10 protein-coding genes are annotated in these 13,241 nt (G+C 62.6%); 4 read left to right on the forward strand and 6 right to left on the reverse strand.

From position 1 onward, the window contains the following. Positions 1-182: 182 nt before the first annotated feature. The 6 genes from prpD to G7025_RS24960 form a co-directional block, all read right to left on the reverse strand. On the reverse strand, positions 183-1,667 hold the full coding sequence (prpD, locus tag G7025_RS24935) for a 2-methylcitrate dehydratase (RefSeq protein WP_181081670.1): 1,485 nt from the start codon (positions 1,665-1,667) through the stop codon (positions 183-185). A 31-nt stretch (positions 1,668-1,698) separates the two neighbouring features. Then, positions 1,699-2,889: a 2-methylaconitate cis-trans isomerase PrpF gene (gene prpF, locus G7025_RS24940; protein ID WP_181081671.1), complete on the reverse strand. Its 1,191-nt coding sequence runs from the start codon at positions 2,887-2,889 to the stop codon at positions 1,699-1,701. Between the two features lie 11 nt (positions 2,890-2,900). Then, positions 2,901-5,495: a Fe/S-dependent 2-methylisocitrate dehydratase AcnD gene (acnD, locus tag G7025_RS24945; RefSeq protein WP_181081672.1), complete on the reverse strand. Its 2,595-nt coding sequence runs from the start codon at positions 5,493-5,495 to the stop codon at positions 2,901-2,903. Positions 5,496-5,631: 136 nt separating this feature from the next. Continuing rightward, the gene (gene prpC / locus G7025_RS24950) at positions 5,632-6,759 is read right to left on the reverse strand and encodes a bifunctional 2-methylcitrate synthase/citrate synthase (RefSeq protein ID WP_181081673.1); all 1,128 of its coding nucleotides are present in this window, start codon (positions 6,757-6,759) and stop codon (positions 5,632-5,634) included. A gap of 41 nt (positions 6,760-6,800) precedes the next feature. Further along, entirely contained in the window at positions 6,801-7,694 is an 894-nt protein-coding gene (gene prpB / locus G7025_RS24955) for a methylisocitrate lyase (protein WP_122772418.1), read from the reverse strand. Next, on the reverse strand, positions 7,691-8,401 hold the full coding sequence (locus tag G7025_RS24960) for a GntR family transcriptional regulator (RefSeq protein ID WP_181081674.1): 711 nt from the start codon (positions 8,399-8,401) through the stop codon (positions 7,691-7,693). The genes prpB and G7025_RS24960 overlap by 4 nt, the downstream gene beginning before the upstream one ends. A gap of 268 nt (positions 8,402-8,669) precedes the next feature. Here G7025_RS24960 and rloA point away from each other — a divergent pair, with 268 nt between their 5' ends. From rloA to pabB, 4 genes are all read left to right on the forward strand, one after another. Next, a complete protein-coding gene (gene rloA, locus G7025_RS24965; RefSeq protein WP_181081675.1) occupies positions 8,670-9,206 on the forward strand; it encodes a retropepsin-like aspartic peptidase RloA in 537 nt (178 codons plus the stop codon). Positions 9,207-9,211: 5 nt separating this feature from the next. Next, entirely contained in the window at positions 9,212-10,744 is a 1,533-nt protein-coding gene (rloB, locus tag G7025_RS24970; RefSeq protein ID WP_181081676.1) for an osmotic stress tolerance membrane protein RloB, read from the forward strand. Continuing rightward, the gene (locus G7025_RS24975) at positions 10,744-11,730 is read left to right on the forward strand and encodes an alpha-L-glutamate ligase-like protein (RefSeq protein ID WP_034099736.1); all 987 of its coding nucleotides are present in this window, start codon (positions 10,744-10,746) and stop codon (positions 11,728-11,730) included. The genes rloB and G7025_RS24975 overlap by 1 nt, the downstream gene beginning before the upstream one ends. A gap of 98 nt (positions 11,731-11,828) precedes the next feature. Next, the gene (gene pabB, locus G7025_RS24980) at positions 11,829-13,172 is read left to right on the forward strand and encodes an aminodeoxychorismate synthase component I (protein WP_181081677.1); all 1,344 of its coding nucleotides are present in this window, start codon (positions 11,829-11,831) and stop codon (positions 13,170-13,172) included. The last annotated feature ends 69 nt before the right edge of the window (positions 13,173-13,241 follow it).

A 13,241-nucleotide genomic window follows, 5' to 3' on the forward strand; every position in this document is an offset into this window, starting at 1 on the left:
AGGTCAAAAGCGAGAGCAAGAGCGGCTCGCTTCGCATCGTGGTTAGGGTTGGTGGCTGCATGTCTTCGGTGAAAACATAGCCTGAGAAAATGAGGTTCTTGTAGTGAACGGGCTTGCTGTGGTGAGCAGGCTTGTCAAATCGTCGCACCGCCCCTGCCACAGGTTTAGCTCGGCGCATCCTGCTAGATCACGAACAAGTCCACGAAACGGTTGACCGGGGTGGCTTCAAGCTTCGCCTGATCCTTGCACAACGCAAAAATCTCGGCACTGCGCTGCGCGGTAAACCGCGTGGCCAGGTTGGCCTTGAACTTGTCTTCCAGCAATGGAATGCCCTGCGCCCGACGGCGGCGATGACCTATCGGATATTCCACCGCCACCTCTTCGGTGCAAGTGCCATCGGTAAAGAACACTTGCACCGCATTGGCAATCGAACGCTTGTCGGCCTCCAGGTATTCACGGCTGTAGCGCGGGTTCTCGACGATGACCATCTTGTTGCGCAGCACGTCGATGATCGGGTGCGCGGCATGGAAAGTATCCTCGTAGTGCTCGGCCACCAGGTTGCCGAACGCCAGGGGCACGGCGGTCATGTATTGCAGGCAGTGGTCGCGGTCGGCGGCGTTGGCCAGGGGGCCGACCTTGGAGATGATACGAATCGCTGACTCATGGGTAGTGATCACGATGCGTTCGACCTCGTGCAGGCGGTCCCTGACCTGCGGATGCAACCTCACCGCGGCTTCGCAGGCGGTCTGCGCGTGGAACTCGGCGGGAAAGCTGATCTTGAACAGCACGTTCTCCATCACATAGGTGCCATAAGGCTGACTCAAGCTGAATGCACGCTGGTCTTCGGGCTTGAGCGCCAAGTCCTTGTTGGTGTGGCTGAACAGTACGTCATAGAAACCCCATTGCGGCGCACTCAGCACCCCCGGGATGCCCATTTCGCCACGCAGCGCGATATCCGCCAGGCGTACGCCGCGACTTGAAGCGTCCCCCGCCGCCCAGGATTTGCGCGAACCGGCATTCGGCGCGTGGCGGTAGGTGCGCAACGCCTGGCCGTCAACGAATGCATGGGACAGCGCCGACAATAACTGCTCGCGATTGGCGCCCATCAGTTTGGCGCTGACCGCGGTGGAGGCGACTTTCACCAGCAGCACATGGTCGAGGCCGACACGGTTGAACGAATTTTCCAGGGCTAGCACGCCCTGGATTTCATGGGCCATGATCATCGCCTCCAGCACCGCGCGCAGGGTCAAGGGCGCATCGCCATTGGCCACGCGCTTTTGCGAGAGGTGATCGGCCACGGCGAGGATGGCGCCCAGGTTATCCGAAGGGTGGCCCCATTCGGCGGCGAGCCAGGTGTCGTTGTAGTCGAGCCAGCGCACGAGGCAGCCGATGTCCCACGCGGCCTTGACCGGGTCCAGCCGGAATGAAGTACCCGGCACCCGCGCGCCGAACGGCACCACCGTGCCCTCCACCATCGGCCCCAGATGCTTGGTGCATTCGGGGAAACGCAGGGCCAGCAGGCCGCAGCCGAGGGTGTCCATCAGGCAGTGGCGTGCGGTGTCCAGAGCGGCCTGGGATGCGATCCGATAATCGAGAACGTAATCGGCGATGTCCTGCAGGACCTGATCATAGTCAGGACGGTTGTTCTGGTCGACGTTGGCGCTCATGGCAGTTCTCCACAAGGATTGGTGTTGCGCTTTAGAAGGAGCCCCCGGGTACGCGCACGAAGCCTTCCATCAATACCCGGGCACTGCGGCTCATGATGGCCTTCTTCACCACCCATTCACCGTCCACCTGGGTGGCCTCGGCCCCCACGCGCAAGGTGCCGGACGGATGCCCGAAGCGCACGGCGTTGCGCTCGATGCCACCGGCCGCCAGGTTGACCAGCGTCCCGGAAATCGCCGCCGCCGTGCCGATCGCCACCGCCGCCGTCCCCATCATGGCGTGGTGCAACTTGCCCATCGACAGCGCGCGCACCAGCAAATCCACGTCGCCGGCCTTGATCGCCTTACCGCTGGAGGCCACGTAATCGGCGGGTTTGGCCACGAACGCGACCTTGGGCGTGTGCTGACGCTGGGCGGCTTCGTCCAGATGCTTGATCAAGCCCATGCGCAGAGCGCCATGGGCGCGCACGGTCTCGAACATCGCCAGGGCCTTGGGGTCGCTGTTGATCGCGCCTTGCAGTTCGGTGCCGGTGTAACCGAGGTCTTCGGCGTTGATAAAAATCGTCGGGATGCCGGCGTTGATCAGCGTGGCCTTGAACGTGCCGACGCCCGGCACCTCCAGCTCGTCCACCAGGTTGCCGGTGGGGAACATCGAGCCGCCTCCGCCCTCTTCGTCCGCCGCCGGGTCCATGAATTCCAACTGCACTTCGGCGGCCGGGAAGGTCACGCCGTCCAGTTCGAAATCGCCGGTTTCCTGTACCGCGCCGTCGGTGATCGGCACGTGGGCAATGATGGTTTTGCCGATATTGGCCTGCCAGATGCGCACCACGGCCACGCCATCGCGCGGCACACGGGCCGGGGCCACCAGCCCGGCGCTGATGGCGAACGAACCCACCGCCGCCGACAGGTTGCCGCAGTTGCCGCTCCAGTCCACGAAGGGCTTGTCGATGGAGACCTGGCCGAACAGGTAATCCACGTCGTGATCGGCGCGGGTGCTCTTGGCCAGGATCACCGTCTTACTGGTGCTGGACGTGGCGCCGCCCATGCCGTCGATTTGCTTGTCGTAGGGATCGGGGCTGCCGATCACTCGCAACAACAAGGCGTCGCGTGCCGCACCCGGCACCTGCGCCGACGCGGGCAGGTCCAGGAGGCTGAAAAAAACGCCCTTGCTGGTGCCGCCACGCATATAGGTGGCGGGGATTTTGATTTGCGGTGCGTGTGCCATGGTCATCCTCCTCAGGCGGTCGCCGCCGATTCCAGGAAGTCCTGGGCAAAACGCTGCAATACGCCACCCGCCTCGTAGATCGACACTTCTTCGGCGGTGTCCAGGCGGCAGGTGACCGGCACTTCGACACGGGCGCCATTCTTGCGGTTGATCACCAACGTCAGTTGCGCGCGCGGGGTGCGTTCGCCGACCACATCATAGGTTTCACTGCCGTCGATCTGCAGGGTGTGCCGGTTGGTACCCGGCAGGAACTCCAGCGGCAACACACCCATGCCCACCAGATTGGTGCGGTGGATACGCTCGAACCCTTCGGCGGCAATTGCTTCCACGCCGGCCAGGCGCACGCCCTTGGCCGCCCAGTCACGGGACGAGCCCTGGCCGTAGTCGGCGCCGGCGATGATGATCAGCGGCTGTTTGCGCTCCATGTAGGTTTCGATGGCTTCCCACATCCGCGTGACCTTGCCTTCGGGCTCGATGCGCGCCAGGGAACCCTGCTTGACCTTGCCGTTTTCCACCACCATTTCGTTGAACAGTTTCGGGTTGGCGAAGGTGGCGCGCTGCGCGGTCAGGTGGTCGCCACGGTGAGTGGCATAGGAGTTGAAGTCGACCTCCGGCAGGCCCATTTTCGCCAGGTACTCACCGGCGGCGCTGTCGAGCATGATCGCGTTGGACGGCGACAGGTGGTCGGTGGTGATGTTGTCCGGCAGCACCGCCAGCGGCCGCATGCCCTTGAGCGGCCGCGCCCCGGCCAGCGCGCCTTCCCAGTACGGCGGACGACGGATATAGGTGCTCTGCGGACGCCAGTCGTACAGCGGCGCGACTTTCGGGCCGGTGTCCTCGTGGATCGCGAACATTGGGATATACACCGCGCGGAACTGCTCCGGCTTGACCGACGCCTGGACCACCGCGTCGATTTCTGCGTCGCTCGGCCAGATGTCCTGCAGGCGGATCTCCTTGCCGTCGGCGTCGAAGCCCAGCACGTCTTTCTCGATATCGAAACGGATGGTGCCGGCAATCGCATACGCCACCACCAGCGGCGGCGAGGCGAGAAAGGCTTGCTTGGCGTACGGGTGGATGCGCCCATCGAAGTTACGATTGCCCGACAGCACGGCGGTGGCGTACAGGTCGCGGTCGATGATTTCCTGCTGGATCGCTGGGTCGAGCGCGCCGGACATGCCATTGCAGGTAGTGCAGGCGAACGCCACCACGCCAAAACCGAGTTTTTCCAGTTCATGGCCCAGGCCGGCTTCTTCCAGGTACATCGCCACGGTTTTCGAGCCTGGCGCCAGGGACGACTTGACCCACGGCTTGCGCGTGAGCCCCAGTTTGTTGGCGTTGCGCGCCAACAGGCCTGCGGCAATTACGTTGCGCGGGTTGCTGGTGTTGGTGCAACTGGTGATGGCGGCAATGATCACCGCACCGTCGGGCATTTGGCCGGGCACTTCGTCCCATTGGCCGCTGATGCCTTTGGCGGCCAGGTCGCGGGTGGCGACGCGGGCGTGCGGGTTGCTCGGGCCGGCCATGTTGCGCACCACGCTGGACAGGTCGAAGGTCAGGCCGCGCTCGTATTGCGCGCCCTTGAGATCGTCGGCCCACAACCCGGTATGGCGAGCATATTGCTCGACCAGCGCGACCTGCTGGTCTTCGCGGCCGGTGAGTTTGAGGTAGGCAATGGTCTGTGGGTCGATGTAGAACATCGCCGCCGTGGCGCCGTATTCCGGGGCCATGTTGGAGATGGTTGCGCGGTCGCCGAGGGTCAGTTTGGACGCGCCCTCACCGAAGAATTCCAGCCAGGCGCCGACCACTTTTTGTTGACGCAGAAACTCGGTCAGCGCCAGCACCATATCGGTGGCGGTGATGCCAGGCTGCAGTTCTCCGGTCAGTTCCACACCCACGCTTTCCGGCAGGCGCATCCACGACGCGCGGCCGAGCATCACGCTTTCGGCTTCCAGGCCGCCGACGCCGATGGCGATCACGCCCAGGGCATCCACATGCGGGGTATGGCTGTCGGTGCCGACGCAGGTATCGGGGAACGCCACGCCGTCGCGCACCTGGATCACCGGGGACATTTTCTCCAGGTTGATCTGGTGCATGATGCCGTTGCCCGGTGGGATCACGTCGACATTCTTGAAGGCTTTCTTGGTCCATTCGATAAAGTGGAAACGGTCTTCGTTGCGACGGTCTTCGATGGCGCGGTTTTTCTCGAACGCGTCCGGGTCGGAACCACCGGCTTCGACGGCCAGGGAGTGGTCGACGATCAGCTGTGTCGGCACCACCGGATTGACCTGCGCCGGATCACCGCCTTGCAGGGCGATGGCATCGCGCAGGCCGGCGAGGTCGACCAGTGCGGTCTGGCCGAGAATGTCATGACACACCACACGCGCCGGAAACCACGGAAAATCCAGATCGCGCCTGCGCTCGATCAACTGGCTCAGGGAGGCGTTGAGGGTGGCAGGCTCGCAACGGCGCACCAGGTTCTCGGCGAGTACACGAGAGGTATAAGGCAGCGTGGCATAGGCGCCGGGACGGATGGCGTCGACCGCCGCACGGGCGTCGAAGTAATCCAGGCGACTGCCGGGGAGCGGTTTGCGAAATTCAGTGTTCATCGTCAGGACTCGGTCACGGTGATTGCAAAAGGAGGACCTGCTCCGATCCAAAATTGAAATGCGACTTAATGTGGGAGGGGGCTTGCCCCTCCCACACTGGGTCCGGTTTCCACTTCGGGATCGTCGGTATTCCCATTCAGCGACGTTCGATTGGCACGAACTTGCGCTGCTCCACGCCGACGTACTCGGCGCTTGGACGGATGATGCGGTTGTTGGCGCGCTGCTCAAATACGTGGGCCGCCCATCCTGTAAGCCGCGAGCACACGAAGATCGGCGTGAACAGCTTGGTCGGGATGCCCATGAAGTGGTACGCCGAGGCATGGTAGAAGTCGGCGTTGGGGAACAGTTTCTTCTGTTCCCACATGGTTTTGTCGATGGCTTCGGAGACCGGGAACAGCACGGTGTCGCCTACTTCATCGGCGAGTTTTTTCGCCCAACCCTTGATCACTTCGTTGCGCGGGTCGCTGTCTTTGTAGATCGCGTGGCCGAAGCCCATGATTTTGTCCTTGCGCGCCAGCATGCCGAGGGTGCCTTCCACCGCTTCTTCGGCCGAGGCGAAGCGCTCGATCATCTCCATCGCCGCTTCGTTGGCGCCGCCGTGCAGCGGGCCGCGCAGGGAACCGATGGCGGCGGTGACGCAGGAATACAGGTCCGACAAGGTCGAGGCACAGACCCGCGCGGTGAACGTCGAGGCGTTGAATTCATGTTCGGCGTAGAGAATCAGCGATACGTTCATGACTTTTTCATGCAGCTCGCTCGGTTTCTTGCCGTGCAGCAGATGCAGGAAGTGAGCGCCGATGCTCGGCTCGTCGCTCACGCAGTCGATGCGCTTACCGTCGTGGCTGAAGCGATACCAGTAGCACATGATCGCCGGGAATGCGGCGAGCAGGCGGTCGGTGACATCGCGCTGGGCGCCGAAGTCTTTTTCCGGCTCGATATTGCCCAGAAACGAGCAACCGGTGCGCATCACGTCCATCGGGTGGGCGTCGGCGGGGATACGTTCGAGCACTTCTTTGAGCGCCTGCGGCAGGTCGCGCAACGTGCTCAGCTTGGCACTGTAGGCCGCCAATTCGGTTTTGCTCGGCAACTCGCCGTACAACAACAGGTAGGCGACTTCTTCGAATTGCGCGTCGGCGGCCAATTCACGCACGTCGTAGCCGCGATAGGTCAGGCCGGCACCGGCCTGGCCCACGGTGGACAGTGCAGTCTGCCCGGCCACCTGGCCACGCAGGCCGGCGCCACTCAATACTTTTGCTTCAGCCATGGTTCTTCTCCAATTTTGTAATTATCAGGGAGGCGCTGCGCTTATTTCTTGGCGGCGAACAGCGCGTCGAGCTTCTGCTCGAAGGTGTGGTAGTCGATGCGATCGTAAAGCTCCATGCGCGTTTGCATGGTGTCGATCACGTTCTGTTGGGTGCCGTCGCGACGGATCGCGGTGTACACGTTTTCGGCGGCCTTGTTCATGGCGCGAAAGGCCGAGAGCGGGTACAGCACCAGGGAAACATCCGCAGATTTCAACTGTTCGGTGGTGTACAACGGGGTCGAGCCGAATTCGGTGATATTGGCCAGGATCGGCGCTTTTACCCGCGCGGCGAACAGTTTGTACATCTCAAGCTCGGTGATCGCTTCCGGGAACACCATGTCGGCACCGGCTTCGATGCACGCAGCGGCACGCTCCAGCGCGGACTCCAGGCCTTCGACGGCGAGGGCATCGGTGCGCGCCATGATCACGAAACTGTCATCGGTGCGCGCGTCCACGGCGGCCTTGATGCGGTCGACCATTTCCTGCTGGGATACGATTTCTTTGTTCGGACGATGGCCGCAGCGCTTGGCGCCCACCTGGTCTTCGATATGAATGGCGGCCGCGCCGAACTTAATCATCGACTTGACCGTGCGCGCCACGTTGAAGGCCGAGGAACCGAAGCCGGTGTCCACATCCACCAACAGCGGCAAATCGCACACGTCGGTGATGCGCCGCACGTCGGTCAGTACGTCGTCCAGCCCGGTGATACCCAGGTCCGGCACGCCCAGGGAACCGGCGGCCACCCCGCCACCCGAGAGATAGATGGCCTTGAAGCCGGCGCGCTTGGCCAACAGCGCATGGTTGGCGTTGATCGCGCCGACGACCTGCAACGGGTGCTCGCTGGCCACCGCGTCACGGAAGCGCTGGCCGGGTGTGCTTTTGTTGTTCGAACTCATGACTCACCTCTATCAGGGGCGCCGCCTGGGAAATGACGGGCAATATTGCGTTTGGAAGCGCCGATATGCCGGCGCATCAATAACTCGGCCAGTTCGCCGTCGCGATCGGCAATCGCATCAAGAATGCGGTGATGCTCGGCAAACGCCTGGCGGGGGCGGTTGGGCGTGGTGGAGAACTGGATGCGGTACATGCGCACCAACTGGTACAGCTCGCCGCAGAGCATCTGGGTAAGCGTGCGGTTGCCCGCGCCTTGAATGATGCGGTAATGAAAGTCGAAGTCGCCTTCCTGCTGGTAGTAGCCGACACCGGCCTGGAACGCCGCGTCCCGCTCATGGGTGTGCAGCACCTGGCGCAGCTCTTCAATCTCGGCATCGGTCATGCGCTCGGCGGCCAGGCGACAGGCCATGCCTTCCAGGGATTCGCGGATTTCGTACAGTTCGATCAGCTCGGCATGGCTGAGCGAAACCACCCGCGCGCCTACGTGCGGCACCCGCACCAGCAGGCGCTGGCCTTCCAGGCGGTGGATCGCTTCACGCAGCGGGCCACGGCTGATGCCGTAGGTGCGCGCCAGCTCCGGTTCGGAAATCTTGCTGCCGGGGGCGATCTCACCTTTGACGATGGCTGCCTGGATCCGCCGAAAGACGTTCTCCGACATCGTTTGGGACTCGTCTGACGCCACCGTCGGAAGTTCTGATTGAACCGGCATATTGTCGACACCTTGAAAACCAATGCGGCAAAAACTAGCCAATCAATCACGCTTAGTCAAAGAATAAATGCATATTGTCGACAATCGTCTAATAACCTCGACGTGTCGCTTAGGAGCATGGCCGGCTGCCAGCGCTGGCGCCAGAAAAGCATCATGCTAGAATGCCCGCCGCCTTTGCCTGACATCGCTTGATGAAACGGCGCACCAGAGATTGCGCAGTCATGCCAGTCGCCATGAATGAACATCGCACTGCACCGCGTCAGGATCTATGAGACTCAAGCCCCTCCCCCTAATGTTTTGCCTGTTGTCCATCCCGAGCCTCGGCGCCGCCGCCGAGAAGACCGTGTATGGCCTCAACGAATATGCCCAATTGGCCGGTATCGACCTGGAAGTCGCCGCCAAATTGGACACCGGTGCCAAGACCGCCTCCCTCAGCGCCCGCGATATCAAGCGTTTCAAACGCAACGGCGAATCCTGGGTGCGCTTCTACCTGGCCATCGACACCGCCCATTCCCACCCCATCGAACGCCCCCTGGCCCGCGTCAGCAAGATCAAGCGCCGCGCCGGTGACTACGACCCCGATGAGGACAAGAACTACACCGCCCGCCCGGTGATTGCCCTGGATATCTGCATGGGCACCGCTTTACGCAGCATAGAAGTGAACTTGACTGACCGCAGCGCTTTCCAATATCCGCTGCTGATCGGCTCCGAAGCGCTCAAACGCTTTGATGCGCTGGTCGACCCCAGTCTTAAATATGCAGCAGGCAAACCTGCCTGCGCCGCCGACGCTCATACCGCCGAGTAAACCGAATGCGCTCTCTGACCCTGCACCTGAAAATCCTCATCACCCTTCTGGTGGTGCTGGGCATTTCGGTCACCGCCTACCAGATCTTCGTGCTGGGGATCCCCGTGACCGAGGACGCCACGGATGACCTGTGGAACATCGACGCCAAGGTCGAGTTCGTCGCCAGCCCCAAGGACCCGGTCAAGATCCAGATGTTCGTGCCGCCGTTGAGCCGTGACTTCGTCAGCCTCAACGAGAGCTTCATCTCCAATAACTACGGGGTGAGCGTCAACCGCATCGACGGCAATCGCAAGGTCACCTGGTCGGCGCGCCGGGCCAAGGGCAACCAGACCCTGTATTACCGCCTGGTGCTGACCAAGCGCTACAGCGGCGAAAAAGCCAAGATCAAAGGCCCGACCTTCCGTGACAGCATCGCCGTGGAAGGCCCGGAAAAAATCGCCGCCGAAGCCCTGCTGGCGCCGATCCGCCAGCACTCGGCCGACGTCGAGACCTTTATCACCGAAGCCATCAAGCGCACCAATAACCTCAACGATGACAATGTGAAGCTACTGCTGGCGGGCGACCCCTCGACGCCGCACAAAGCCAAGATCGTCGAGCTGCTGCTGTCCATCGCCCACGTGCCGGTGGAAAAAGTCCACACCATCCGCCTGGTCGCCGACCAACCGCAAACCCCGGAACTGTGGCTGCGCAGCTTCAATGGCAACGACTGGCTGTACTTCAACCCGGAAACCGGCGAACCGGGCCTGCCCGCCGACCGCCTGCTGTGGTGGACCGGCGATGAAAACCTGATCACCGTCGATGGCGGCAAGAAAGCCATGGTCACCTTCAGCCTCAACAACAGCGAAATGAACGCGATTCGCCTGGCCAAGCTGACCGACGAAAACACCGACGCCAATTTCCTCGAATACTCGCTGTACGGCCTGCCGCTGCAGACCCAGCAGACCTTCATGATCATGGTGATGATCCCGATCGGCGTGCTGGTGATCCTGATCCTGCGCAACCTGATCGGCCTGCAGACCCTGGGCACCTTCACCCCGGTGCTGATCGCCCTGGCGTTCCGTGAAACACAGCTGGGCTTCGGGATTGTGTTGTTCACCATCATCACCGCGCTGGGGCTGTCCCTGCGCTCGTACCTGGAACACTTGAAACTGCAGATGCTGCCGAGGTTGTCGGTGGTGCTGACGTTTGTGGTGGTGTTGATCGCCGCGATCAGCCTGTTCAGTCATAAGTTGGGGCTGGAGCGCGGCTTGTCGGTGGCGCTGTTCCCGATGGTGATCCTGACCATGACCATTGAACGCCTGTCGATTACCTGGGAAGAACGCGGCGCCAGCCATGCCCTGAAAGTGGCGATCGGTACGCTGTTCGCTGCGTCCCTGGCACACATCATCATGAGCGTGCCGGAGCTCATCTACTTTGTGTTCACCTTCCCGGCGATCCTGCTGATCCTGGTGGGCTTCATGCTGGCCATGGGTCGTTATCGCGGCTATCGCCTGACCGAACTGGTGCGGTTCAAGGCCTTCCTCAAGGCTGATTCGTAATGTTCGGCTTCTGGAAGACCTGGAAAGCCCTGGAGGCGCGGGGGATCATGGGCATCAACCGGCGTAATGCCGACTACGTGCTCAAGTACAACAAGCGCAGCCTGTACCCGATCGTGGATGACAAGATCATCACCAAGGAGCGGGCGCTGGCGGCCGGCATCCATGTGCCGGAAATGTACGGGGTGATCTCCACCGAAAAGGAAATCGACAAGCTCGACGAGATCATCGGCGGGCGCAGCGATTTCGTGATCAAACCGGCCCAGGGCGCCGGCGGTGACGGCATCCTGGTGGTGGCCGACCGCTTTGAAGGGCGCTACCGCACGGTGTCCGGCAAGATCATCAGCCACGAGGAGATCGAACATCAGATTTCCAGCATTCTCACCGGGCTGTACTCCCTGGGCGGCCACCGCGACCGCGCGCTGATCGAATACCGCGTGGTGCCCGACCAGATCTTCAAAAGCATCAGTTACGAAGGCGTGCCGGACATCCGCATCATCGTGCTGATGGGGTACCCGGTAATGGCCATGCTGCGCCTGCCGACCCGGCAGTCCGGCGGCAAGGCCAACCTGCACCAGGGCGCAATCGGCGTGGGCGTCGACCTGGCCACCGGCCTGACCCTGCGCGGCACCTGGCTGAACAACATCATTACCAAACACCCCGACACCACCAACGCGGTGGACGGCGTGCAATTGCCCAACTGGGACGGTTTCATGAAGCTCGCGGCGGGCTGCTATGAACTGTGCGGGCTGGGCTATATCGGCGTGGACATGGTGCTCGACCAGGAAAAAGGCCCGCTGATCCTGGAGCTGAATGCACGGCCGGGGCTGAATATCCAGATCGCCAACGACTGCGGCCTGACCTTGCGTACCCATGCGGTAGAGGCGCGGCTGGAAGAACTGAAGGCTGCCGGCGTGACGGAAACCGTGGAAGAGCGGGTGAAGTTCGTGCAGGCGATGTTCGGCCATATTCCGCCCGTTGAAGGCTGATCCGGCCTTCGAACTGTCTATCCCCGACATCCCCTCTAGGAGCAAATCCTACAGGGGACTACAATCCCCTCCCCCGCGTCCTGGCTGATCCACCCCGCATGTCGACCTGCACCGTTTATCCGCTGCCCTACCGGGCCAACCCCGCTGAGTATTTCGCGGCGATTCGCCACGCCCCCGGTGCGGTGCTGCTCGACAGCGGCCGCCCGACGGCCGACCGCGGCCGCTATGACCTGCTCAGCGCCTGGCCGGAGACCACGTTGACGGTATCGCCTGACGAAAGCGGTGAGCATTTCCTGCAACGCCTGCGGGAAAACCTTACGCAGTTGGGTAAGGCCGACCTGCCGGCAGGATATGACCTGCCGTTTGCCGGCGGTTTGATCGGCTATTTGAGTTATGACTTCGGCCGGCATCTGGAGCAGATGCCGACCCTGGCGGTAGACGATCTGCATCTGCCGGATGCACGCTTGGGCCTGTATGCCTGGGCGCTGGTCAGTGATCACCTGGCGCAGACCAGCCAATTGGTGTTTCATCCGGCCCTGATCGACAGCGAACGGCAACGGTTAATGGCGCGGTTCACTCAAGCGCCCGTCGCCACTTCGGCCACCTTCGGGCTCCAGGGGCCGATGACGCCGGATATCACAGCGCAGGCGTACCGCCAGGCCATCGTGCGCATCCAGGACTATATCCAGGCCGGCGACTGCTACCAGGTCAATTTCGCCCAGCGCTTTCGCGCGCCGTGCAGCGGCGATCCCTGGGCCGCTTACTGCGCGTTGCGCGAAGCCTGCCCGACACCGTTTTCCGGGTTCCAGAGCCTGCCCGACCAGGGCGCGGTTCTCAGCCTGTCGCCGGAACGCTTCGTGCACATCAGCGAGCGTCGGGTCGAAACCCGCCCGATCAAGGGCACCCGCCCGCGCGGCCACACACCCGAAGAAGACGCCGCCCACGCCGCGGACCTGCTGGCCAGCCCCAAGGATCGCGCGGAAAACCTGATGATCGTCGACCTGCTGCGCAACGACCTGGGCCGTACCTGCCGCACCGGTTCGGTCAGCGTGCCGCAGCTGTTCAGCCTGGAAAGCTACCCCAACGTGCACCACCTGGTGAGCAGCGTCATCGGCACCCTCGCCGACGACAAGGACGCCCTGGACCTGATCGCCGGCAGCTTCCCCGGCGGCTCCATCACCGGCGCGCCGAAAATCCGCGCCATGCAGATCATCGATGAACTGGAACCGACCCGGCGCGGCCTGTACTGCGGCTCGCTGATGTACCTGGACGTACGCGGCGAGATGGACAGCTCGATTGCCATCCGCAGCCTGTTGGTCAAGGACGGGCAAGTGTGCTGCTGGGGCGGCGGCGGGATCGTGGCGGACTCGCAGTGGGAGGCGGAGTATCAGGAGTCGTTGACGAAGGTGGCGGTGTTGTTGCGGACGTTGGAAGGGTTGTAGAGGCTGGGGAGTCGACTGGGGGCAAGCCCTCTCCCGCTGGAAAAAGCCTGAATCAGAACCGCGCTGGAC

Origin of the sequence: Pseudomonas lurida, assembly GCF_013522705.1 — a bacterium.
Lineage (GTDB): Bacteria > Pseudomonadota > Gammaproteobacteria > Pseudomonadales > Pseudomonadaceae > Aquipseudomonas > Aquipseudomonas quebecensis.